Raw genomic sequence first — 22,408 nt, 5'->3', positions numbered from 1 at the left:
GCAAGCCTGTTAACGCGTAATGATGTCCGTCATTGTGGCAATGGGTAAATCAACTCTGCCCAGTAAAGTTGCTACATTGTTTTGCCAATTGGTGCCGGTGCTACTGCTGCCGATGGGGTGATTCTCGTAGAGATCATGCTTTCCGTACAGCAGTACGCCAACTTTATCACCCGCTTCCAGTTTCTCAGCAACAGCCACCAGGTCGATGGGTGCAGGGGTGCCGTTGGCGCGTTCGTCCGTGGACAGTATGGGCTGTATTTGGTCGTCCACAAGAAACACAGTGCCCTCGCGTTCTATCCCGATGCCGATAAAAACGGCAGCAGCGTTCAGCCCAGAGGTCGGTGTCGGATCTAAATTACCGGGGCCAGCTTGCACTAGAAGTTGTGCCACTGGCGTTCCCAGCAATACCTGATTTGATCGCGTAACGGTTACGCCACTGATAAAGAGTGCTTCGCCCGTGGCGCTGGCCACGTTATTGTGCGCGCTGCCCAGCACCGTGGTCAGGGGTGGAATGGAAACGCTGAATTCACCAGTGGCCGGAGTGAGCGATTCAACCTGGACCGACTGGCGGTTGTCCAGCGCAGCGCAGATGCGCGGTATCGGCACACCATTGCGGCGGTAGAGCTTTTCATCAAACCACCGCCGGAGAACAGTAATAGCGTCGAGCTTGCCGCAATAGGCTTGACCAATCGGCCCCTGTGAGCCTGAACCTGAGCGCACGCCACCGTGGCCACTTTCGTGGGCAAGCAGTCGCACATCACCGCCACCAGTACTGAGCTGGTTGAACAGTTGGATACCTTCATTCAACGGGAACAGTGTGTCGCGTACGCCTTGCAGAATCAGGGCGTCGACCTTGGGCATGGAAAACCCGGGGTCAGCGAAATAGGAGGCCAGACTGTTGTCAAAAAACAGCGATTCGGTGACTGGTGCGTCGGCGAGTTCGCGATTGAAGCTGACGCGTACTTGGGTGCAGGCAGCTTCCATTTCCACTGACAGCTCTGCGCCGTCTTCGTCGACAATTTTGTTGCAGATCGCGATGAGCCACGCCTTTTTCAACACAGTGTTCGGTGCAAAACTGTCGCGCAGGTTGTACCAGGTGATTGAGGGAACAATGGCGTCGATGCGGGGGTCTTCTGCCGCCAACATTACCTGAAAGGCGCCGCCGTAGCTGCTACCCAGCAAGCCCACGCGAGGGTCACCCGCTGCATCTTCTATCAGGTTCAGGTTGGACGCGGCCCAGTCGACCACCGCTTTGGCATCTTCGATTTCAAAGTCCGGCGACATCCCGTGACTGCCGCCGTCAGAGCCTTCATCGCCATCGTCACCGCCGCGCCCGAAACCGCGCTGGTCATAGGAGATCACTGCATAGCCTGCTTCGCGCAGCGCCACCAGCTGGCTATCAATCTGGCTGACGTAGTCCAGTGTGGAGGCCGCGGTGGCTGGCTTCAGATTCTGGAATTCTGTGGACGAGATCCGGCTGCCACCCCAGCCGTGGCTGTGAATGATCACCGGGTACCGTAAACCGCGCCGATGCTCCTTGGGCAGATACAGTGTCGCGGTAAGTGTGGTTGTCAGGCTTGCCGTGCCATCGTTGGGTGCGCTGGACACAATGGTAATTTCGCGAATCAACTCTTCGGGATTCTGATCACGATCCCCGTCGCTATCGCAGCCCTGAAGCAATCCCAGCAGGAGGAGTCCGAGCAGCCGTGGAAGCGATTTGGTCATGGATGCACATTTCGTCATGATCAGCGGTGAGGTACTAAGTATAGAAGTCGGTTAGGTAAGGTTGATCAGATTCAGCAATATTACCGCCTGGTTTGTCTGCGTCTAGCAGCGGCGCAACACCGCCAGTGAGGAGGTGCGCTCCAGCGGTTCAAACAGGCCGGAGGCAATCGCCAGACGATAAATGCCAATGGGCGCCTGCCCGCCTTCCTCCGGTTTGTCGAAAAGGTCATGAATGGCGAGAAGGCCGCCTCGCAGAATATGCCCCGCCCAGCAGCGGTAGTCGGTCAGTGCTGCTTCCAGACTATGCCCGCCGTCGATAAAAACCATTGAGAGCGGTGTGTTCCAGCAACGTGAAGCTACCTCGGAACCGGCAACCAAGGGGACTACTGTGTCATTCAATCCCGCGCGGCTGATATTGCGTCGGAACTCCCGAAAACTGTCAAATTGCTGCTCAGCGGCGTCAAACAGCTCAGGGTCGTGGAAGAACTCGCCTTTTTGATGTTCCTCGGAACCGCGATGATGATCTACCGCAAAAACGATACTGCCCTGTTGCTGGCAGGCTGCGCCCAATACCACAGTTGACTTGCCGCAGTAGCTGCCAATCTCTAATACGGGGCCTTTCCCAGACTCTTCCAATGCCCGGCGATAGAGCGTTTCGGCTTCGTCGTCACCGAGAAAACCTTTAATCGCCGAAATATCGAGGGGGAGATCCATGTTGTCAGCTCACTAGCATTGCGTAAGGCGGGCACAGTAAACAATTTCTGCACGCCCGGCAACGGCGATTCCGGTCAGCGCTATGCTATGATTTGGCCCCATTGTATTAAGGATGGTCTGCATGAAATTACATATGCCGCGTTTTGATCAGTCCCGCGTTCTGGTGGTGGGTGATCTGATGCTGGACAGATACTGGCATGGCAATACCTCCCGGGTGTCACCGGAGGCGCCGGTACCGGTGGTCGATGTTAAACAGATTGAAGATCGCCCTGGCGGTGCCGGTAACGTCGCCCTCAATATATCGGCCCTGGGCAGCGCCTCGGTGATTGCGGGCTTGGTCGGACGGGACGAAGCCGGTCAGGTGCTGCAGCAACGACTGGAGGCAGCCAACATCCTGTGCCGCCTGCAGGTTGCTGAAGCCCACCCAACCATCACCAAACTGCGAGTGATTTCCCGCCACCAGCAGCTGTTGCGGCTGGATTTTGAAGACCCCTTCGTGCCCGAAGATTCGGCGGCGCTCGCACAACGGGCACTTCAGGAATTGGAAGCGGCGAAAGCGCTGGTTATTTCCGATTACGCAAAAGGTGCCCTGCAGGATCCACAGGTCCTCATTCAGGCGGCGCGCAAGCGCGGCATCCCAGTGCTGGTTGACCCTAAGGGAACAGATTTTCGCAAATACCGTGGCGCCACGCTGCTGACGCCCAATCTGCATGAGTTCGAGGCCATTGTCGGTCGGACCACCAGCGAACAGGATCTGGTAGAAAAAGCCGAGTCGATGATTCATGAGCTGGAGCTGCAGGCCTTGCTGGTCACTCGCGGCGAGCATGGTATGAGCCTGATTCGGCCTGGCGAGCCGGAGTTTCACCTGCCAGCGCGGGCGATGGAAGTGTTCGATGTGACCGGCGCGGGTGACACGGTGATCTCGGTGCTGGCGGCGGCGCTTGGGGCGGGGGACGACCTGCCGAACGCGGTGGCCCTGGCCAATCTGGCGGCCGGCATCGTGGTAGGTAAACTGGGCACAGCAGCGATCAGTGCGCCTGAATTACGTCGCGCGGTGCAACGCGAGCAGGGCAGTGAGCGTGGTGCAGTGACGGTAGAACAGCTGCAGTTAGCTCTGGAAGATGCCCGCGCCCACGGCGAAAAAGTGGTATTTACCAATGGTTGTTTCGATATTATCCACGCCGGTCATGTGGGCTATCTCGAGCAGGCCCGGCAACTGGGCAACCGGCTGGTAGTCGCCGTTAACAGCGATGCGTCAGTAAGCAAGCTCAAAGGTCCGGGGCGCCCGATTAACCCCCAAGACAGGCGCATGGCTGTGCTGGCTGGCCTGGAGGCCGTTGATTGGGTAGTGTGTTTTGATGATGATACACCCGAAGATTTGTTGCAGGTGCTCAAGCCCGATGTGCTCGTGAAAGGCGGCGATTACGACAAGCGTGGCGTTGTCGGCTGGGAAATCGTTGAATCCTACGGTGGTCAGGTAAAAGTGTTATCGTTTTTTGATGACTGCTCGACCACAGCGATTGTTGAAAAGGTATTAGAAAAGAACCGGCCAAAATAATGATCGCCCGCGTATAAGCCGGTTCCTAGCAGGGCGCGCTTTGGAGGCACTATGTCATTCTATGAGCAGCACATTCTGCCGCATGTGATCGATCTGGCGTGCGGCGACAAGGTGATTATGGACGAGCGCAGCAGCCTGCTTGGCGCTGCTGAAGGTCGAGTGCTGGAAGTCGGCATGGGCAGCGGCTTGAATCTGCGTTACTACAACCCGGACAAGGTGGATTTTGTCTGGGGCTTGGAGCCTTCCGAGGGTATGCGCAAAAAAGCCCGCAAAAACCTGGCTCGCTCCCCGGTACAGGTGGAATGGCTCGGTTTGCCCGGGGAGGAGATCCCGCTGGACAACCACAGTGCGGATACGGTGGTGTTGACCTTTACCCTGTGTACCATCCCTGACTGGGAGGCGGCGCTCAAGCAAATGCACCGGGTTCTCAAACCCGGCGGCAGGTTGTTGTTCTGTGAGCATGGGGCGGCCCCCGATGAATCAGTGGCGCGCTGGCAAGATCGCATCAACCCGGTGTGGAAGAAAGTTGCTGGAGGCTGCCATCTCAATCGTCGTATTCCAGAACTGTTGGCCCAAGGAGGCTTTACTATCGGCGATCTGCAGATGGATTACCTGCCGAAAACGCCGCGTATCGCGGGTTTTCGCTATAAGGGATACGCCACGCCGTGATCGACCTGTATTTTGCCCCCACCCCCAATGGCTGGAAAATCACCATCATGCTGGAGGAGTGCGGTTTGCCCTATCGGGTCATTCCGTTGAACATTGCCGCCGGGGAGCAATTCGAAGAGAACTTCCTCCGCCTGAATCCGAATGCGCGAATGCCTGTCATTGTTGATCACGACGCTGACGGAGGGCCGCTGAGTGTGTTTGAATCCGGCGCCATTCTGATGTATCTGGCGGAAAAAAGCGGACAGTTCATGCCTCGCGATCAGCGGGGTTTTTACGATGTTGCCCAATGGCTGTTCTGGCAGATGGCAAATCTCGGCCCAATGGGCGGCCAGGCCAGCCACTTTGTGAATTACCAGGATACCGAAGAAAACCAGTACGCCAAGGCGCGCTACCTCAATGAGTATGATCGCCTTTTGGGCGTGATGAACTATGCATTGAAATCACGGCCCTACCTGGCTGGAGAATACTCCATCGCGGATATGGCGAGCTTCCCATGGGTGTTGCCGTACAAGCGCTATGGTTTTGACCTCAATAATTTTCCCGATCTCAAGCGCTGGTACGATGAACTGAAGCAGCGGCCAGCTCTGCGTCGAGGGGTGGATATTGGCAAGGATTTGCGGCCTGCGCCTGGCACCCTGGACGAGTCCGCCCGGAAAATGTTGTTCGGGCAGGATTCCCAGCGTTATCGGGCCGAGGGCGAGCCGGGTCAACGCGACAGCGGGCGGACTAACGACTGATCTCCTATGGCGAATTTATTCTGTTACGGTACGCTGATGTATACGCCCCTGCTGGAGGCGCTGGTTGGTCGCGAGTGCACGGTAGAGCCGGCAACACTGCCAGACTTTGCCTGCTACGGGGTAAAGGCCGCCGCATACCCGGCTGTTATCGAACAAGCTGGAGCACAGGTTCGCGGTGTGCTGGTTCGGGATATTCCGCCAGGCGGTTGGCAGGCACTGGATCGCTACGAAGGGGAATACTATCGCCGCGAGCCGGTGCAGGTTACGCTCGACGATGGCCGCGAGCTGGAAGCCAATACCTACGTCATGCGACCGCGCTATCGCAGCCGCCTGAGCCGCCGCAGTTGGCAGTACGGTCTGGATGCAAAGCGCTATGCCAAGGCCCAGTGCTTAATGCTCAAAGCGGAGACCTAGCCGCGCAGCGTGAACCGAACAGTGCTTTTGTTACGTATCTATCACATCATAAAAACAGGACCCTATGCGTAATGACTAACGGCCTTCAGACAATCAGTCCGGGCGAGCATCGCTTGGCTGGCGATATAATTGCCGCCGGATTTGCGGATGACCCCGTTAACTGTTGGACATTTCGCAACCCGGCAGCTTTGCGGCCTGTATACACCGAGATGGCGCGAGCGCTTTACCTTCGTGTGGGTTTCGGCCACCGTTGCGCCGACAAGGCGGCTAGTCTGTGGCTGCCGCCGGGGGTGCACAAGCATTTCGGCTTGCGCTCAACCCTGACCATGGCGCGCCATATCCTTGGCAAGGGTGGTGTTCGTGCGGCGCGCAACGCACTGCTCATCGATCAGGCGATGGAACGCAAGCATCCTACCTCAGATCACTACTACCTATTTGCCATAGCCGCGCGACCGGAACATCAGGGCAAAGGCTACGGCGGCGCGCTAATGGCTAAGGCACTGGAGCGTATTGATGCGCAGCAACAGCCGGCTTATCTGGAAAATTCGAAACCGGAAAACACCAGCTTTTATCGTCGCTTCGGCTTTGACATTGTAGAAGAGCTGCGGGTTGCCGACGACGCACCACCGCTGTTACTGATGTGGCGGCCAGCGCAGTCGTGAGCGCAGGTATGGCGGCAAAGCGTGGCCCTTGTTGCCTGTGTGGACGGGAAACGCACCTTAGCTTCCATCACTTAATTCCCCGCAAATTGCACCGGCGAACGTTTTTTCAAAAGCAGTACAGTCGTGAGCAACTCAATGAAGGCATTATGGTCTGTCGCCAATGCCACAATGGCATTCACCGGTTCTATGACGAAATGACCCTAGCCAAGCAGTTTGACTCACTTGATGCACTACGCCGCGATCCGGCCCTGCAGCGACACTTCGACTGGGTGGCACGTCAGAAAGTACGGATTTAATGATGCGCTGCGTGGTCACAACTACACGAGATCACAACGGGATTGGCTCATGGCAATTGATGACAGCATAGATCTGGCGGCTCTGCGGCGCCGTGAGGAAAGAGCATTTGCTGCGCTGGTCGGCCTGCATCACCGTGCGTTGCTGGCAACGGCGACGGCCATTGTCGGTTCCAATGATGCCGAAGAAGTAGTGCAGAACACGTGGATTAAAGCCTACTCGGCGCTACCGAAATTTGAGGGCCGCGCCGCGCTGCGAACCTGGCTGACGCGTATTGCCATCAATGAAGGTCGTATGTTGCTGCGCGGTCAGCGCCGGGAGATGTCACTGGACAGTGGCGACGACGGGCAACCTTTAGCGGATCGGTTTCGAGACAATGGGCATTGGAGTAAGCCGCCGGTAACGTGGCATGATGAGTCTCCTGACGGATTGCTTATGCAGCGCGAGCTAGAAGCCTGTCTTCGGCGCCTGCTGGCAGCCATGCCATCGCGGCAGCGGGCCATGCTGGAATTGCGCGACGCGGGCGGCCTCGAATTTGAGGAAATCTGTAACGAACTGGCCATTTCTGCATCCAATGCTAGAGTACTGCTGCATCGGGCTCGCACCCAGCTGTACAAACTTGTGGACCATTACCAGGAAACGGGCGAATGCTGAAATGCCGTGAAATCGTGGAGCATGCTGATGCCTTGCTGGCGACAGAGTTGTCGCCAGGGCGGCGTATGGCTGTGCGCGTACACCTGTTAATGTGCCGGCACTGTCGACGTTATGTCAGACAATTGCAGGATCTATTGCGCGCTGTTCCACAGATGCATGGCCGCGCAAGTGATGCAGAGGTGGCTAAGGTCGTTCGCGCGGTGCGCGAGCACGACAAGGACGCCTGACAACTACTCGTTATCTTTTTCAAACGCCATGACACAAGGCCAGTATGCAAAACGAAGTTAAAGATTATTACGGCAAACAACTGCAAACCAGCAGTGACCTGCAAACCGATGCCTGTTGCGATGTTGCACCACCGGAATGGCTCAAACCGATACTGGCCAAGCTGCATCCGGAGGTGGTGAGTCGTTACTACGGCTGTGGTCTGGTGGCGCCCACTGCGCTGCGTGGTATGCGTATATTGGATCTAGGCAGTGGCAGTGGTCGTGATGTCTATGCGCTGTCAGCGCTCGTAGGCGAGTCGGGCCATGTGGTTGGTGTGGATATGACGCCAGAACAGTTGGCGGTAGCTCGTGCGCACCAGGATTATCACCGCGATCAATTTGGTTACGCGCAATCCAATGTGACCTTTCTGGAGGGTTACATCGAGAAGCTGGATGAACTGGGTTTGGCTGATAACAGTTTTGATATCGTTATCTCAAACTGTGTCATCAATCTGTCGCCGGATAAAGATGCCGTGCTACGCGAAGTCTATCGGGTGCTGAAACCCGGAGGTGAGTTCTACTTTTCTGACGTTTACTGCGATCGCCGGCTGGCGGACGCACTGCGCACTGACCCGGTGCTCTATGGCGAATGCCTTGGCGGCGCCCTGTACTGGAATGATTTTCTCAGTCTTGCCAAGCGCAGTGGTTTTGCAGATCCGCGACTGGTTGAGGATCGCCCGCTGGGTATTAACAATCCGGATATTTCACAGAAGCTGGCGCCAGCGCAGTTTTTTTCGGCGACCTACCGTCTGTTTAAAATTGATGGCCTGGAACCCGCCTGCGAAGACTACGGGCAAGCGGTAATTTACCGTGGCGGTGTTGATGGTAGCGAGCAGGTCTTTGTACTGGATGGTCACCACAAGATTGAAAAAGGCCGGGTGTTTCCGGTATGCGGCAATACCTGGCGCATGCTGGCGGAGTCGCGTTTCGCTCCGTACTTCGAATTTATTGGCAACTTTGATGTGCACTACGGTATTTTTCCTGACTGTGGTGATCTGATGCCCTTTGCGAACACTGGCGATGACGAGTTCGGAGCCTGCTGCTGATGGTATTGATCGCCCGTTCCGACAGCTGGCTCCATACATCCTCCGGCGAGCCCCGCGGCTATATTGAAACGCCGCGTTTGCGCGAACTCTGGTTTCACACCGGCACGGCCTGCAACCTGCGCTGCCCCTTTTGCCTGGAGGGCTCTAAACCCGGCGATGACCGTCTGCAGCTGATGACGCTGGCGGATGTGCAGCCCTATATTGACGAAGCTGTAGCGCTGGGCGTGGAGAATTTTTCGTTTACTGGCGGTGAGCCCTTTGTGGCACGCGATTTTCACAATATTCTGGATTACGCGCTGGGGCATAGACCCTGTCTGGTGCTCACCAATGGCACCCGGCCACTGTTGCAGCGTCTTAGCCAACTGGAGCCATTGGTCAATGCCGCGCACCCTTTGCGATTTCGAATCAGTATTGATTACCCGGATGCCGCGCGTCATGAGGCGGGTCGTGGCGCAGGCACCTATGCGGAATCCTTTGACGCGCTGAAGCAACTGCACACCATGGGTTTTGAAGTGTCGGTGGCTCGGCAGTGGCAGTCGGGCGAAGACACGGCAGCGGTCGAGCAGGCCTATCGGGATGAATTGCATCGTGTCGGCCTACCGTCAGACCTGCGCCTGATTTCATTTCCTGATTTTCTCCCCCCCGGCGCCACCGCCGACGTGCCAGAGATTTCCGAAAACTGTATGACCGAGCACCATACCAGCGAAAGTCGCGCGCAGTTTATGTGTGCATTTAGCCGCATGGTGGTCAAACACAGTGGTAGAACTGGTGTTTATGCCTGTACGCTGGTGGATGACGACCCGCACTACAACCTTGGCGCTACGCTCAAGGAGAGTCTGGACACCCGGGTCATGCTGCGCCACCACCGCTGTTTCAGCTGCTTCAGTCACGGTGCTTCTTGCAGCGAAATCTAACCCGCACTACGACGCACAACGGAGGCTGACGAAACAATGGCGAAAAAAGCCCTGATACTACTGCTGCTCGTGTTGAGCGTTGGCGGGCTGTTATTTTTTGATCTCGGTCGCTGGCTGAGCCTGGACTACCTGCAAAGTCAGTTGGGCGATATTCGCGCTTATGTGGATGCAGAGCCATTACTTGCTGGCGTGCTTTTCTTTCTGGCCTATGTAGTGATCACGGCTTTATCGCTGCCCGGTGCTGCGATTATGACCTTGGCGGCGGGTGCTATATTCGGATTAGTAAAAGGCGTTTTTCTGGCATCGTTTGCGGCCAGTGTCGGGGCAACCCTGGCGTTTTTTGTGGCGCGCTACCTGCTCCACGACTGGGTACAACAGCGCTTTGCCGAGAGGATGAAAGCCATCAATCGCGGGGTGGAACGCGACGGCGCACTGTATCTTTTTTCACTGCGCCTGGTGCCAATATTCCCTTTCTTTATCATCAACCTGTTGATGGCTTTGACACCCATTCGCACCTGGACATTTTATTGGGTAAGCCAGTTGGGTATGTTGGCGGGTACGATTGTGTACGTGAATGCGGGAACGCAACTCGCGCGCATCGAGTCTCCAGCGGGCCTGTTGTCGCCGCAGCTTATACTGGCCTTTACCCTGTTGGCATTATTGCCGTGGGTCGGCCGTGCCATCGTCAATCGGATGCAGGCAGTGCGGGTGTATCGTGGCTGGCGTAAACCGAAGAAATTTGATCGCAACCTGATTGTTATTGGGGCAGGCTCTGCCGGCTTGGTCAGCGCGTATATCGCAGCCACGGTCAAAGCCAGCGTAACCCTGATAGAACGCGACAAGATGGGCGGGGACTGTCTGAATACCGGTTGTGTGCCCTCCAAAGCGCTTATTAAAAGTGCGCAGGTACATCACCTCGCCGGCCATGCCCCGGACTACGGCCTCAAGCCGCTGTCGCCGCAAACCGATTTTGCGGGGGTGATGGGGCGAATCCAGTCGGTCATTGAGAAAATCGAACCTCATGATTCCATCGAGCGTTACAGTGAGCTGGGTGTGGATTGCCGGCAGGGTGAGGCAACCCTGATTTCCCCGTGGGCGGTTGAAATCCGCAATCCGCAGGGAGATGTGGAAACGCTCACCGCTAAAAATATTATTCTCGCAGCGGGTGCGCGCCCCTTGGTGCCGCCATTTCCGGGGCTAGACGAAGTGGGCTACCTCACGTCGGATTCGCTGTGGTCCTTGCAAGACTTGCCGGGTAGGTTGCTTGTGTTAGGTGGTGGCCCCATTGGCTGTGAGCTGGCGCAGGCGTTTGCGCGACTTGGATCTAGCGTTAGTCAGGTTGAGATGCTGCCCCGCGTACTGCCCAGAGAAGATGACGACGTGGCTCAAGCGGCAGCAAGTGGTCTGCGTGACAGCGGGGTGAATCTGTTAACAGGTCACAAAGCTGAGCGCTTTGCGCTGGAAGGCAAGGACAAGGTGTTGTACGTCACAACGGGTGATCAGCAAGTGCGCTTGGTGTTTGATGAAGTGCTGATTGCGATCGGCCGACAGGCGAATACGGAAGGTTTTGGGCTCGAGCAGCTTGGTTTTGAAAAACGCGAAAACGGCACCGTCGCGGTTAACGACTTTATGCAAACCCGGTACCCGAATATCTACGCTTGCGGCGATATTACCGGCCCCTATCAGTTTACCCACGTCGCGGCTCACCAGGCCTGGTATGCGGCGGTCAATGCTCTGTTTGGTCGTTTTAAAAAGTTTCGGGTAGATTATTCGGTTATCCCTTGGGCAACCTTTATTAGTCCGGAGATAGCGCGGGTTGGATTGAATGAGCAGGATGCGAGGGCCGAAGATATTGAGTTTGAGGTTACCCGCTATGGTATTGACGATCTTGATCGAGCCATCGCCGACGGTAATGCCAGTGGCTTTGTGAAAGTGCTCACCCCGCCGGGCTCAGACCGTATTCTGGGCGTGACCATAGTCGGCGCCAATGCCAGTGATCTAATAGCCGAATATGTTCTGGCCATGAAACATCGTATTGGTCTTAAAAAGATTCTGGGGACTATTCATATCTACCCGACCATGGCTGAGGCTAACAAGTATGCTGCCGGTGAGTGGGGTAAAGCACACGCACCGCAGAAACTGCTGCAGTGGGTAGCGCGATTTCATCGCTGGCAACTCTAGCGCTGACGGTACAGGAACTGAGCGGCATGGCTCCGTCGTTTCTATCGTTGGAGAGCTTTTGTGCGCCTGATAGCGAAGTCAAGCTCCGGTATCAGGCTCAATCCCGATAGCAGGCTAAGCCTGATTATCGCGCTGCGGGGGTTATTACCCGCAGCGAGTTGCTGTATACCCCAGCTTTCGGCTCCGCACCGCCGCGGATAAACGCTTAGAGCAAAAGTGCGTCCGGCAGTCTTAACTCGTAGGTTTCGCCGGTACCGTTGCGGCGCTGTGAGCTGAAGTACAGGCGTGACCCGTCTGGGGAAAAGGCCGGTCCGGTAATTTCCGACCCGGGGTGAAAGACTTCCACCAGCGGGCGCGCCTGCTGGTTGGGCAACACCACCATGATGCGTGAGCTGGGTGCCTGCGGTGGGTCTTCCGCCACAATCACGTCGCCCCAGGGACTGACCGTCAAGTTATCGACATCGCCGAAATCCGGTTCGATCTGACTGTTGTCAAAGATCAGTTCCAGTAGGTCGTTTTCTATATCCAGCGCCCACACCCGATTGTCACCTTTGGTGGTGAAGAAAATCACGCCGCGCGTCGCTGTATGGCCTCCGGCAGGAATATCGCCCGCAGCTAGTTCGTAATACCACAGCCCTTCACCGCCGTCGAAGACGGTACCGGGCGGATTAGCCCCGGCGCTTTCGATCTCGCTGCGCACATCGGGTTGTGCCTTATCTGGCTGAATCACATCGCGCCAACTTACCGGACGTAGCTGCTTCAATGCGCTGTCGTCGGTTTCGTAGCCACCGTCTTCGAGCCCTGCAATATTGAGCACTTGCAGAGTACCGTTTTCCATTGCCAGGCGACCGTCGGGTTGAATATCACTGGGGTCTGCGAGCCACCGATAAAAGCGGCCATCGCCAGTATCCTCAGTCAGGTAAATCACATTGTGGATGGGGTCTACCGCAATGGCTTCATGGGGAAACAGGCCCAGCGATGGTTTGGCGATACCTTCGCTTTCGTTATAAGGATCGCATTCGAAGCAGAGTCCGTCCCTCACTTCCTCGCAGGAAACCCAGGTATTCCATGGCGTTTTTCCGCCAGCGCAGTTCTGCCGGGTGCCGGTGAGAATTGGGTACGCGGCTTCGGTTTCGCCGGCGGCGTTAAAGCTGATAGCGCCGCAACCGCCCAGTGGCAATTGCGGAACTTCGGCATTGGATGTGTAAATCCAGCCGCCTTCGGGTCGGGTGTAACAGGCGCCGCCATCCGGGAAACTGTGCCAGCGATAGCTGCTCATGGGCGCACTGGCTGCAGGCGTTTGCACCGGCAGCTGGGAGGTGGCAATGGCGCGAATAGCAAAACCCGCCGGTACTGCAATCTGGGTAAAGGGATCGGGCGAGCCTAGGTCACTGATTCCGGCAAGTCGCCCCAGCGGGATATTCAGCTCCGGTGCGCCACTGCTGGCGCCGCTGGTTGGTGTTGCTCCGGTGTTGGAGCTACTCGATGAGCTGGAGCTATTACAGGCGGCGAGTACGGGGGCTAGACCGGAAGCGGCAGCAGCGTAAAAAGCTTTGCGCAGTAGCGCGCGGCGTGAGTAGTCGGGAACCATCGCATATCTCCGCGAATACATTGGTGAATTTGCGCGTATTGTCTTAGGAAACGATGTCAGAATTGTTACAGGATGGCGTCAATCGAATGCAGGCGGCGTAGGAGATAGCGTTGCTGTGTGCTTTGCCGGGAAAGCGCAAGGGCATGCTGCAGTTCCATGACAATTGCCTGCACTGTTCGCAAAGTGAATGTATACAATGGGTGATAGGGCTTCATCAGGTTTTGCCCGATGTTATGCATTCACGTAAGCTTTGCGCCCCATGAATGATTTACAGCGTTTTTTAAGCGATTTGGCCAGCTTTTTATGGGGGCCGCCGCTGGTGACCTTGCTGGCCGGTGGTGGAATTTTCTTTTTGCTCTATTCCCGGCTGTTGCCCTATCGCTATTTACCGCAAAGCATAAAGTTGCTGGCTCGTCGCGCTGACGATAATGAACCCGGTCAGCTTTCCCATTTCCAGGCCTTGAGTACCGCGCTGTCGGGAACTCTGGGTATGGGAAATGTGGCGGGAGTGGCTATTGCGATAGCGATGGGTGGCCCAGGTGCCATTTTCTGGATGTGGATGAGCGCGTTGCTGGGTATTGCTACCAAATTTTATACCTGTTCGCTGGCGGTGATGTTTCGCGGAAAAGACAGTCTGGGTGAATGGCAGGGCGGCCCCATGTACGTGGTACGCGAAGGCCTTGGCCCGCGTTGGCGACCGCTGGCCTATTTCTTTGCTCTGGCAGGCCTGTTTGGCACGATGCCTGTATTTCAGGTCAATCAGTTGGTTCAGGTACTGCGCGACACGATTGCGGTTCCCGCGGGCTTGCCCAGCGAGGCCTATTTTCTGTTTGAGCTGACGTTGGGGCTGCTGTTGGCGTTGGTGGTTATCGTGGTTGCGCTGGGTCAGCTGCCGCGACTTGCCCGCGTCACGGCGGTAATGGTGCCGCTGATGGTGGCGGGCTATCTCTTGCTGACTTTTGCGGTGTTGATAATGCATCTTGAGGCGGTGCCCGCGGCCTTTCGCTTAATTATCAGTGATGCATTCAGCGGCGAAGCGGCTGCCGGTGGTGTGCTGGGCGCGGTGATCATTACTGGCTTTCGGCGCGCTGCCTTTTCTAACGAGGCCGGTATTGGTACCGAAGCGATGGCACACGGTGCGGCCAGAACCGCAGAGCCTGTGCGCGAGGGCCTGGTTGCCATGCTGGGCCCGGTGATCGACACGCTCATAGTCTGCACCTGCACAGCGCTGGTAATCTTGATCAGTGGGGTATGGCAAAGCGCTGATGTCAATGGTGTAACAATGACGGCTCAGGCATTTAACCTGCTGTTTCCGGTTGGCGGGGCGTGGCTGCTGGCTATTTTGGTGGCGGTGCTGAGTATGAGCACGGTCTTTACGTTCTGGTACTACGGCAGCAAGTGTCTGGGCTTTCTGATTGGCGCTGAGTATCAAAAGCACTATGTGTGGTTGTATGCAGTGTTAGTCGTGTTGGGAGCCGTGGCGTCGCTTAAGGTAATCGTTAGCGTGGTGGATTCCATGTACGCGCTGATGGCGATTCCCACCATGATATCTGCCCTGCTGCTGGCGCCCAAAGTAAACCAGGCGGCGCGGCAGTATTTCACTGCGTAGTTGGCTCGTTCGGCGCAAGCCCGGCGCCTACCCGATGATGCTGTCTGGTAGCGCCGGTTTTGCGGGTTCTTCAATCGGCTACGGCTACCAGCGAAAGCTAACTTTGGTAAACAATTCCCGTCCTGGATTCTGGCTGGGATTGTAGGTGCCGGGGAACATGGCGGTATCAATGACCTGATTGAGTTCACGCTCATCGGTCAGGTTCTTGCCGCCGATACTGATGGCCCACCCACCGTCGAGACTCTTCAGCGATATGTGCGCGGAATAGGTGACCGTTGAGGGAATTTCTGTGTTGGGGTCCAGGTCCGTATCGGTAAAGTGGCTGCTTTGATAGTTAATGTTAAGCGCCGTTTTTAACAGGAAATTACCAAACGTGTATTCCAGTACTGGGCTGAGGGTGCCGTTGTATTCGGGTGCGAAGGCGAGTGTCTTGCCTCCCAGATCTTGCTGTGCGCCCTGGCCTTCGGCAATCGGGGCGGGTGCTGATGGGTACTTATCATACGTCGCATCGAGATAACCCAGAGAACTGTTGATGGTCAACGGGGCGTAGGGAGTCAGCCACTGAATGTCCAGCTCAAGACCTTGCGAAATGGCTGATGCCGCATTGGTAACATCAAAAAACAGACCGTTAAAGGCAAGCACCTGCAAGTCGTCAAACTCCATGCGGTAGGCTGTAGCATTGAACTTGAGGGTGTTGTTCATCAGCTGGCTGCGCAGACCCAGTTCCCAGCTCTGCGCTTTTTCCGGTTCGTATTCCAGTTCCTCACCGGTAAATGAGATCGAATTTACCCCGCCACTTTTAAAGCCTTTTGACCACGAGCCGTACATTGAGATGTCGTTGTTGATGTAGTAGGTGAGCGCCACTTTAGGCGACAGATTGTTCTCAGTGCGCTCGATCTCGCCCGGCGCGTAGTCGTTAGCGCTGATCACGGTTGAGGTGATGCAGGGGGCAGTACCTTTGTTTGTGCAAACGCTGGTACCCGTAGGTGTAGACAGTTTTGTTTCGCGGTTGATGCGAATGCCGGGGGTGAGTGTCCACTTCTCAGTGAGGTCCCACACCAGCTGTCCGAACAGGGCCAGTGCTTCGGTATCCTGAAAGAAATCGAAGCGATAGAAGTCGGTCGGGTTAACAGTGCCGGTCAGCGGGGGTAAAAAACCACCGATAGCACCGCCCAAAGGATTGCCCGGCACTGTATTGCTACCGGAGAGCAGTTGTTGGGCGTCCTTGGTGGTGGCGTAGGACGCTATGTCCTGACCGATGATTACATCGGCAATGATATGAAAATCCGATTGAAAGTAATAAGCCCCGGCAAGAAATTCTACGTGATTGCCCACCCCAAACAGGCTGTCGGCATGGCCGCCAAAACGCCACTCCAGCGATTCCTGGCGGTAGTCGTCTACTTCATCCAGGTTCAGCAGGTCGGCTGGTGAAACGTCAAGATCCTGAAACTGTTCGACATCCAGCCATGAAACGCCGACTACCACGGTGGAGGTAAGCTCATTCAAGCCTAGCAGTTCGCCGAATGAATAGTTGCCGCGCATAAGCACCGTATCGGAGCCAATAAACATCTCACCGGGGGTGTTAAAGCTGGTCTGAAAGTTTGTAGGGTCGTCTTCGATCTCGGGATCGAACGCCGACAGATAGTCACGGGTATCCTGATCGAGATTCATTAGCTGGCGTGGCCAGAAGTTGAGGTTGCTCTCTGAAGTCTGAGCCACCAGTTCAAGATCCAGTGCGTCGCTCGGGTTCCATTCCAGTTTGGCGCGAAAGGCATCTTGATCGCGTGTATCTTCCTTACGATCGAGTTTGGTGTTTTCCATACGGCCATCCCTATCCGCCAGCATCGCTGCAAGCCGAATGCCGAAGCTGGGACTGGACCGGTAACCTATGGCGCCTTCCAGCCGGGTATCGCCAAAATCGCCGTGCTTGTAGGCAAGATTGCCTTCGGTGCCCTCTTCGGCGGGCGCGCCTTTACTCGACACACTGAAGACACCGGCAATCGTGTTTTTGCCAAACAGTGTTCCCTGTGGTCCACGTAAGACCTCGACGCGTTCGAGATCAAACATCGATTCCGTGAAATACGTGCCGCGGCCGAAGAATATCTCGTCCTGAACGAGGCCAACGGCGGGCTCGAAGCTGGGGTTGAAGGTGTTGGTACCAAAGCCGCGAATGAATACCTGCGGCGACGATGGGCTGGTAAACTCGACCCGAACGTTGGGTACATAGGTCGATACTTCCACCAAGTCGCCAATCGCATTGTCCTGCATGAATTCGCCTGACAGCGCGCTTACCGAAATGGGCACGTCCTGCAAGCTCTGAGTGGTTTTCTGGGCGGTGACCACCACCTCTTCGATAACTCTGGGTTGCTGGCCGAGCGCGGGAGAACAAAGCAGTGCCAGAGCGAGGCTGAGCGGGATTACACGATTGTTGTTAGTCATACTGGATACCCGTGTGTTGCCGATATTTTGTTGCTCCGATATCAATCGGGGCGCTTCTGTTTTTATCTCGTTATGATTGCATTATCGATGCGCTGCTGGCGATGAGCAGTGCGCCTCCGGTTACCAAGAGTAGCAGGAAAACCGCAAGTCGAAAGCGCTGCTCGCTAATCCGGTGGTGCAACCATTCGCCGATAATTACGCCGCTGATTACTACAGGTAGAAAGACGGCGATGCGAGGTAGCGCGGGTAGCAGGGTACCGTCGATAGCAAAGATTAGCGTAAGCAGGCTGTTCAGTGACAGCCAGACGCAGATCAGCGTCGCACGAAAGCGTGCTTTATCCAGCGCTACGCCAGACAGTGAATACACCAGTAGCGGACCGCCGGAGGCGAACAGGCCATGAGAGATGCCGGCGAGCAGCATCCAGCAGCGGGTCCACCAGCTGCTGTGCTGTCGTTGTTGAGCGCCAGCACCGGCGCGCAGCATAAAATGGAGCTCTCGCGCGGCAAACCAAATAATCAGCACGGCGAAAGCCACGCGCAGGGCGGCATCGCCCAGCCATGGTCGCAGGCCGTAGCCCAGCAGGGTGCCCAGGCCCATCATCGGCAGAATCAGTTTTAGCAGCGTTGGCCAGTGAATATTGTTGCGGTGACGCAGGGCCAGATAGCCCGTCATGCATATGTTCAGGGGCACCAGTACTGGCAACATTTCATGTATGGGCAATAACAATGCGCCGAGAGACAGTGCGATGACAATGCTGCCAAACCCAGTGACCGTTTCGATGGTGTAGGCAGTAAACACAAACAGGGCGAGCCATGTCCAGGGATTAGCCAGCCACGAGCTTGTGAAGAATACGGCGGGATCAATTGCCATCAGCGCTGCTCCAGTTCTACGGCAAAACGTTTACCCGCCATGTGCTGGAATAAGCCCGGCGCCACTCGCCACAGGATACTGGCAAATAGCGTAAAGCGGTTTGGGAACAGCCGTGGCTTGCGTTTGTCCAGGGCGCACACAATATCGCGAGCCAGCGCGCCGGCACTGTCTATGCGTCCTACGGTAGAGCGCGCGTGTTTGGCGGGCTTGCCGTCGCCACCCAACGCGTTTTTCTCAATGGGCGTATCGAGAAATGATGGGTAAACCATCAGCACGTGGATCCCATTGGCAGCCTCCTCCATGCGCAGCACTTCAAAAAACTGAGCCAACGCCGACTTGGCGCTGCAATAGCCCGCTCGACCGGGCACCGGCATCCAGCCAGCCATTGAGCCTATATTGATGATACTGCCGCGGGTTTTGTAGAGCGCGGGCAGCAGTGCTAGTGCCAGTTCCATCGGTGCTTGCCAGTCAACCGCCATCACTTTTTTCATTACAGCAGGATCGGTTTCGGCGGCGAGTGAGCGCTGTGTAATGCCTGCGTTATTGACGAGAACATCTAGCGCACCTGCGTGTTCGACAGCGCGAACGATATCGGTGATGGCAGTGTCAGCAACGAGGTCGCAGGCCAGCGTGGTCACTCGCTCGCCCAGTTCCTCTGCGCGTTGCGATAGTCCGTCCCCATCTCTGTCTATAAGCAGCAGCTGGTCGCCGCGGGCATGAAACACCTTGCTGAGTTCCCAGCCCAGTCCGCTGGCGGCGCCGGTGATCAGCACGGTTTTCATTGTTTACTCCGCTTAAGTGCATTTTCTACAAACAGTTCGAACACTTCGCTGGAAGTGAGCTGAGGATGGTAGCCAAATTCCTCTTTCAAGCGCCGGTTACTCAGCACCGGGCGATAGCGCAGAAAGTCCACTTGGGAAGGTGAATAGCGTGTCAGCCCCAGTGGTTTGGCTATCCGCAGCGCCAGCCGTAATAAACCCGCGGGCAGGGTCAGCGTTCGCTTTTTGAGCCGGCCAGCGATTTCCTGAATGGTCAAGGCACCGTCGCCAGCAAGGTTGTAGATGCCGGTCTTTGATTCGCGAATACCCAGTTCGACGATGTCGAGCACGTCTTCATCCCAGATAAAAACAAAGGGCGAGGCGGAGCCGCGGATGGCCAGAATATAGGACTTTTCAAACAGGTTGGTGATCTGATTCCGCGTTTCCCGGCCGAGCACCGTGCCGGGGCGTAAGATCAGCTGTTGCAGTTGCGGATGCTCTTGTCGGGCTTTGGCAAGATCTTCCTCTACCAGCGTTTTGTGGAGTGAGTAAGGGAACTCCGGGTTGCCGCGCAGTGTGTCGTTTTCGTCAATCCAAAGCGGGTTGTCGGCATGATAGCCATAGGCCGCGCCGGAGCTGGTTACGGTCAGGTGCCTAACACCGTGTTTTACACAGGCCGAAACGACATTGCGGGTGCCGTTCACATCAATATCGTAATCCAGCTCGGTATCGCCTTTGCTCTCCAGTACCGAGGCAAGGTGCACCACGTGGCTAACGTTATTTTCAGCAACAATGTCTGCCAGTTTGGGGTCGCGGATATCGCACTGAATGAAGGGGCACGGTGGTTGTTCAGGCACTCGGATATCGACCCCGATAACGGTCATCGAGTGGCTCAGGCGTTCAGCGAGACGGGCTCCAATATAGCCGGCAGCCCCGGTGATCAACACTGTATGGCCGCTGGTGTCGCTAGCGCTCATGGGCAGACTCCGTTGTGGTGGTAAGTGACGTGCTCGGTGGTGAGTGGCGCGACCAGATCAGAGCCAGCGTCAGCCCGGCAATCAGATGCCAGAAGCTCCAGAAACCGGCGATCAGCATCATGCCGCCCGCTTGTGGGAAAAAGGTAAAGATGATCGACAGGCCTAGTGCCGTATTCTGAATGCCGACTTCCAGGGTGACGGCGCGACGCTCCGCCAGTGGCAGTTTCAGCAGGCGCCCGCACAGGTTGCCAATGGCCAGTGCGCCGATGTTATGCGCGGCGACCAGCACCAGAATAACGCCTGCATACTGGACGAAATTGTCGAAGTTCTGCGAGAAGGCAATTGCCACAAATAACAGAAATACCAGTAGCGTGATAATGCGCATCGGCTTGTCGGCCCGTTCAGCCAATGCCGGATGACGACGGCCTATCGCCATGCCAAGAATTAGGGGTAGCACCAGCACCAGACCGACCAGAGCCAGCAATTCCAACGGGTCGAGGGAAATTTCCCGCAACAGGGGCCGGGTGTGCGGATTGAGCCAGCCGTACAGGGTGAAATTCAGCGGGGTCATCACAATCGCGGCGAGACTGGAAATGGCAGTCATGCTAACTGACACCGGCACACTGGCTTTGGCGAGAAAGGTCATTACATTAGAAAAACTCCCGCCTGGGCAGGAGGCCACGAGAATCATGCCCAGCGCCAGTTCCGGCTGCACCCCCAGTAGAGCGGTAAACACGCAGGTGGCAGCCGGTAAAACGACAAATTGAGCCAGCAATCCGGCTATGGGGGCGCGGGGCTGACGAATCACTCGCACGAAATCGGCGGTGGTCAGCTTCAGGGAAACCCCGAAAATCATCCCGGCCAGAATGGCGTTCAAGACAAACAGGCTTTGTTCGCTGAAGGCGACGTCTACCTGAGCGAATTCGCTCATACGGGGCGCTCGTTCGCGGGCAGATCGCGGCGCAGTTCGCGAATATGGGTCTGTATGGCCTGCTTGTAAGTGTCCTTATGGACGTAATACGCCATCCGTTCCAGATCGAGGTAGTCGTAGCCGCCATCAAGCCGCTCGCCGCCAAATTGTCGAATTTTGTTTTGCAGGGTTGTTGCGGAATCGCGCCCGGCTTCGCGTTGCTTGATATACAGGGCCACCATTTCTGCTTGTTCGTTGCGACCTTCCCAGCCAAGCCCTGCCGCTTCAATCATACCCATGACAAACAGAGAATCCTGTTTCGGGTTGAAGATATTGAGGTACAGCGACGGGGCCCCCTCGCCAGGATTCCAGTTCAGGTGCTGCTGGTCGATAAAGGGATAGTGCAGGTGGTAACCGGTTGCCATCAGAATCAGGTCATAGTCAGCCGATTCGCCAGTGCTGAAGGTGACGGTATGACCGTCAACCGACTGGATTTCACGGCGTGGCTGGATATCGCCATGACCGATATGGTGCAAAACCAGTGAGTTGATCACCGGGTGCGATTCGTACATGCGGTAGTCTGGCTCAGGCAAACCATAGTCAGACGGTTTGCCGACGACCATTTTAATCAGCAGCGCATCGAGACGCTGTTTCAGTCGACGCGGCAATTTGATGGCTCCACCGAGGGTATCGGTAGGGCGGCCGCCGATAAACTTGGGCAGAAAGTAATAGCCACGGCGTACTGAAAGGTCGACGGCACGGGCGCGGTGTACCGCATCTACCGCGATGTCGCAGGCTGAGTTGCCACAGCCCACAATGAGTACCCGCTTGTCGGCAAATACCTCGGGGCTGCGATAGTCGCAGGCGTGCATCACTTCACCGGCGAATTCGCCAGGCAACTCGGGCATGTTGGGGTGGTTGAGGGTACCGTTGGCAATCAGTACACCACGGAAGTTTTCACGGTGCTCGACACCATCTTTTTCACTGGTCACATCCCAGCCACCGTTGCCATCGGGCTCGACAGAAACCACCCGGGTGTTAAAGCGGTAGTGGTCATAGAGCCCAAAATGGGCGGCGTAGTCCCTGAAATAGCGGCGCAGCTCGGAGTGGTGGGGGTAGGGCGCACCGTCTTTCGCCATGGGAAACTCGGCGAACTCGGTCATGTGCCGCGACGAGATCAAGTGGGCAGATTCGTACATGGTACTGTGGGGGTTGTCGATATCCCACAGCCCGCCGACGTCTTTATTCAGTTCAAATCCCACAAAGGGGAGATTATATTTCTGCAGGTTGCGCGCAGTAGCGAGCCCCATTGGGCCCGCGCCAATCACAGCATACATACCAGATCCTTTGCAGTGTTATGCTTAGCCAATAAGCATAATAGAGCCGTTCATGCAGGTGATGGCTTTTTCGGGACGAACA

General features: G+C 56.4%; 21 protein-coding genes. 12 read left to right on the top strand and 9 right to left on the bottom strand.

All coding sequences use genetic code 11. The annotated features are described in order from the left end of the window. Positions 1–9 precede the first annotated feature (9 nt). On the bottom strand, positions 10–1,725 hold the full coding sequence (locus ABYP39_RS01045) for an alpha/beta hydrolase (RefSeq protein WP_372780797.1): 1,716 nt from the start codon (positions 1,723–1,725) through the stop codon (positions 10–12). Between the two features lie 102 nt (positions 1,726–1,827). Next, positions 1,828–2,439, bottom strand: a complete 612-nt coding sequence (locus tag ABYP39_RS01040) for a class I SAM-dependent methyltransferase (RefSeq protein ID WP_372780796.1) — start codon at positions 2,437–2,439, stop codon at positions 1,828–1,830. 121 nt (positions 2,440–2,560) lie between these two features. Here ABYP39_RS01040 and hldE point away from each other — a divergent pair, with 121 nt between their 5' ends. The 11 genes from hldE (at position 2,561) to ABYP39_RS00985 (ending at position 11,834) form a co-directional block, all read left to right on the top strand. After that, the gene (hldE, locus tag ABYP39_RS01035; protein ID WP_372764148.1) at positions 2,561–3,997 is read left to right on the top strand and encodes a bifunctional D-glycero-beta-D-manno-heptose-7-phosphate kinase/D-glycero-beta-D-manno-heptose 1-phosphate adenylyltransferase HldE; all 1,437 of its coding nucleotides are present in this window, start codon (positions 2,561–2,563) and stop codon (positions 3,995–3,997) included. Positions 3,998–4,048: 51 nt separating this feature from the next. After that, entirely contained in the window at positions 4,049–4,666 is a 618-nt protein-coding gene (locus ABYP39_RS01030) for a class I SAM-dependent methyltransferase (RefSeq protein WP_372780795.1), read from the top strand. After that, positions 4,663–5,403 (top strand): glutathione S-transferase N-terminal domain-containing protein, encoded by a 741-nt coding sequence (locus ABYP39_RS01025; protein ID WP_372780794.1) that lies wholly within the window; start codon positions 4,663–4,665, stop codon positions 5,401–5,403. The genes ABYP39_RS01030 and ABYP39_RS01025 overlap by 4 nt, the downstream gene beginning before the upstream one ends. A gap of 6 nt (positions 5,404–5,409) precedes the next feature. Beyond that, on the top strand, positions 5,410–5,817 hold the full coding sequence (locus tag ABYP39_RS01020; protein ID WP_372748743.1) for a gamma-glutamylcyclotransferase family protein: 408 nt from the start codon (positions 5,410–5,412) through the stop codon (positions 5,815–5,817). 71 nt (positions 5,818–5,888) lie between these two features. Further along, positions 5,889–6,479 carry a GNAT family N-acetyltransferase gene (locus tag ABYP39_RS01015; protein ID WP_372780793.1) on the top strand — a complete coding sequence of 197 codons (591 nt, stop codon included), beginning with the start codon at positions 5,889–5,891 and terminating at the stop codon, positions 6,477–6,479. An 8-nt stretch (positions 6,480–6,487) separates the two neighbouring features. Further along, entirely contained in the window at positions 6,488–6,775 is a 288-nt protein-coding gene (locus ABYP39_RS01010) for a hypothetical protein (RefSeq protein WP_372748741.1), read from the top strand. A 49-nt stretch (positions 6,776–6,824) separates the two neighbouring features. Further along, on the top strand, positions 6,825–7,427 hold the full coding sequence (locus tag ABYP39_RS01005) for an RNA polymerase sigma factor (protein WP_372748740.1): 603 nt from the start codon (positions 6,825–6,827) through the stop codon (positions 7,425–7,427). Continuing rightward, entirely contained in the window at positions 7,421–7,654 is a 234-nt protein-coding gene (locus ABYP39_RS01000; RefSeq protein ID WP_372780792.1) for a zf-HC2 domain-containing protein, read from the top strand. Before ABYP39_RS01005 ends, ABYP39_RS01000 begins: the two co-directional genes overlap by 7 nt. 44 nt (positions 7,655–7,698) lie before the next feature. After that, complete coding sequence (locus ABYP39_RS00995; RefSeq protein ID WP_372748738.1) at positions 7,699–8,739, top strand: methyltransferase domain-containing protein; 1,041 nt, start codon at positions 7,699–7,701, stop codon at positions 8,737–8,739. Continuing rightward, positions 8,739–9,653 (top strand): radical SAM protein, encoded by a 915-nt coding sequence (locus ABYP39_RS00990; RefSeq protein WP_372748737.1) that lies wholly within the window; start codon positions 8,739–8,741, stop codon positions 9,651–9,653. Before ABYP39_RS00995 ends, ABYP39_RS00990 begins: the two co-directional genes overlap by 1 nt. A 36-nt stretch (positions 9,654–9,689) precedes the next feature. Continuing rightward, entirely contained in the window at positions 9,690–11,834 is a 2,145-nt protein-coding gene (locus tag ABYP39_RS00985) for an FAD-dependent oxidoreductase (protein WP_372748736.1), read from the top strand. A 205-nt stretch (positions 11,835–12,039) separates the two neighbouring features. On the opposite strand, the gene ABYP39_RS00980 is transcribed toward ABYP39_RS00985, so the two are convergent. Next, entirely contained in the window at positions 12,040–13,425 is a 1,386-nt protein-coding gene (locus tag ABYP39_RS00980) for an alkaline phosphatase PhoX (RefSeq protein WP_372750476.1), read from the bottom strand. A gap of 259 nt (positions 13,426–13,684) precedes the next feature. Here ABYP39_RS00980 and ABYP39_RS00975 point away from each other — a divergent pair, with 259 nt between their 5' ends. Next, positions 13,685–15,034 (top strand): alanine/glycine:cation symporter family protein, encoded by a 1,350-nt coding sequence (locus ABYP39_RS00975; RefSeq protein ID WP_372759563.1) that lies wholly within the window; start codon positions 13,685–13,687, stop codon positions 15,032–15,034. 84 nt (positions 15,035–15,118) lie between these two features. Here ABYP39_RS00975 and ABYP39_RS00970 read toward each other — a convergent pair whose 3' ends face one another. The 6 genes from ABYP39_RS00970 to ABYP39_RS00945 form a co-directional block, all read right to left on the bottom strand. Further along, positions 15,119–17,473, bottom strand: coding sequence for a TonB-dependent receptor (locus tag ABYP39_RS00970; RefSeq protein ID WP_372780791.1), 2,355 nt, complete (start codon positions 17,471–17,473; stop codon positions 15,119–15,121). Between the two features lie 70 nt (positions 17,474–17,543). Then, positions 17,544–18,344: a sulfite exporter TauE/SafE family protein gene (locus ABYP39_RS00965; RefSeq protein WP_372780790.1), complete on the bottom strand. Its 801-nt coding sequence runs from the start codon at positions 18,342–18,344 to the stop codon at positions 17,544–17,546. Then, positions 18,344–19,126, bottom strand: coding sequence for an SDR family NAD(P)-dependent oxidoreductase (locus ABYP39_RS00960; protein ID WP_372780789.1), 783 nt, complete (start codon positions 19,124–19,126; stop codon positions 18,344–18,346). Before ABYP39_RS00960 ends, ABYP39_RS00965 begins: the two co-directional genes overlap by 1 nt. Next, positions 19,123–20,079 (bottom strand): SDR family oxidoreductase, encoded by a 957-nt coding sequence (locus tag ABYP39_RS00955; RefSeq protein WP_372749667.1) that lies wholly within the window; start codon positions 20,077–20,079, stop codon positions 19,123–19,125. The genes ABYP39_RS00960 and ABYP39_RS00955 overlap by 4 nt, the downstream gene beginning before the upstream one ends. Next, the gene (locus tag ABYP39_RS00950) at positions 20,069–21,010 is read right to left on the bottom strand and encodes a bile acid:sodium symporter family protein (RefSeq protein WP_372759558.1); all 942 of its coding nucleotides are present in this window, start codon (positions 21,008–21,010) and stop codon (positions 20,069–20,071) included. The genes ABYP39_RS00955 and ABYP39_RS00950 overlap by 11 nt, the downstream gene beginning before the upstream one ends. After that, the gene (locus ABYP39_RS00945; protein WP_372749665.1) at positions 21,007–22,326 is read right to left on the bottom strand and encodes a flavin-containing monooxygenase; all 1,320 of its coding nucleotides are present in this window, start codon (positions 22,324–22,326) and stop codon (positions 21,007–21,009) included. The genes ABYP39_RS00950 and ABYP39_RS00945 overlap by 4 nt, the downstream gene beginning before the upstream one ends. Positions 22,327–22,408: the final 82 nt, after the last annotated feature.

It is taken from the genome of Litorivivens sp. (assembly GCF_041625495.1).
Classification (GTDB): domain Bacteria; phylum Pseudomonadota; class Gammaproteobacteria; order Pseudomonadales; family Spongiibacteraceae; genus Litorivivens.
This window is presented reverse-complemented; position numbering and strand designations above follow the sequence as displayed.

Coding starts and splice junctions, on each gene's coding strand:
- ABYP39_RS01000 (WP_372780792.1), top strand. CDS start 7,421: ATGCTGAAATGCCGTGAAATCGTGGAGCATGCTGATGCCTTGCTGGCG.
- ABYP39_RS00995 (WP_372748738.1), top strand. CDS start 7,699: ATGCAAAACGAAGTTAAAGATTATTACGGCAAACAACTGCAAACCAGC.
- ABYP39_RS00980 (WP_372750476.1), bottom strand. CDS start 13,425: ATGGTTCCCGACTACTCACGCCGCGCGCTACTGCGCAAAGCTTTTTAC.
- ABYP39_RS01015 (WP_372780793.1), top strand. CDS start 5,889: ATGACTAACGGCCTTCAGACAATCAGTCCGGGCGAGCATCGCTTGGCT.
- ABYP39_RS00985 (WP_372748736.1), top strand. CDS start 9,690: ATGGCGAAAAAAGCCCTGATACTACTGCTGCTCGTGTTGAGCGTTGGC.
- ABYP39_RS00960 (WP_372780789.1), bottom strand. CDS start 19,126: ATGAAAACCGTGCTGATCACCGGCGCCGCCAGCGGACTGGGCTGGGAA.
- ABYP39_RS00965 (WP_372780790.1), bottom strand. CDS start 18,344: ATGGCAATTGATCCCGCCGTATTCTTCACAAGCTCGTGGCTGGCTAAT.
- ABYP39_RS01005 (WP_372748740.1), top strand. CDS start 6,825: ATGGCAATTGATGACAGCATAGATCTGGCGGCTCTGCGGCGCCGTGAG.
- ABYP39_RS00945 (WP_372749665.1), bottom strand. CDS start 22,326: ATGTATGCTGTGATTGGCGCGGGCCCAATGGGGCTCGCTACTGCGCGC.
- ABYP39_RS00955 (WP_372749667.1), bottom strand. CDS start 20,079: ATGAGCGCTAGCGACACCAGCGGCCATACAGTGTTGATCACCGGGGCT.
- ABYP39_RS01030 (WP_372780795.1), top strand. CDS start 4,049: ATGTCATTCTATGAGCAGCACATTCTGCCGCATGTGATCGATCTGGCG.
- ABYP39_RS00970 (WP_372780791.1), bottom strand. CDS start 17,473: ATGACTAACAACAATCGTGTAATCCCGCTCAGCCTCGCTCTGGCACTG.
- ABYP39_RS00990 (WP_372748737.1), top strand. CDS start 8,739: ATGGTATTGATCGCCCGTTCCGACAGCTGGCTCCATACATCCTCCGGC.
- ABYP39_RS01010 (WP_372748741.1), top strand. CDS start 6,488: ATGGCGGCAAAGCGTGGCCCTTGTTGCCTGTGTGGACGGGAAACGCAC.
- hldE (WP_372764148.1), top strand. CDS start 2,561: ATGAAATTACATATGCCGCGTTTTGATCAGTCCCGCGTTCTGGTGGTG.
- ABYP39_RS01040 (WP_372780796.1), bottom strand. CDS start 2,439: ATGGATCTCCCCCTCGATATTTCGGCGATTAAAGGTTTTCTCGGTGAC.
- ABYP39_RS01020 (WP_372748743.1), top strand. CDS start 5,410: ATGGCGAATTTATTCTGTTACGGTACGCTGATGTATACGCCCCTGCTG.
- ABYP39_RS00975 (WP_372759563.1), top strand. CDS start 13,685: ATGAATGATTTACAGCGTTTTTTAAGCGATTTGGCCAGCTTTTTATGG.
- ABYP39_RS00950 (WP_372759558.1), bottom strand. CDS start 21,010: ATGAGCGAATTCGCTCAGGTAGACGTCGCCTTCAGCGAACAAAGCCTG.
- ABYP39_RS01045 (WP_372780797.1), bottom strand. CDS start 1,725: ATGACCAAATCGCTTCCACGGCTGCTCGGACTCCTCCTGCTGGGATTG.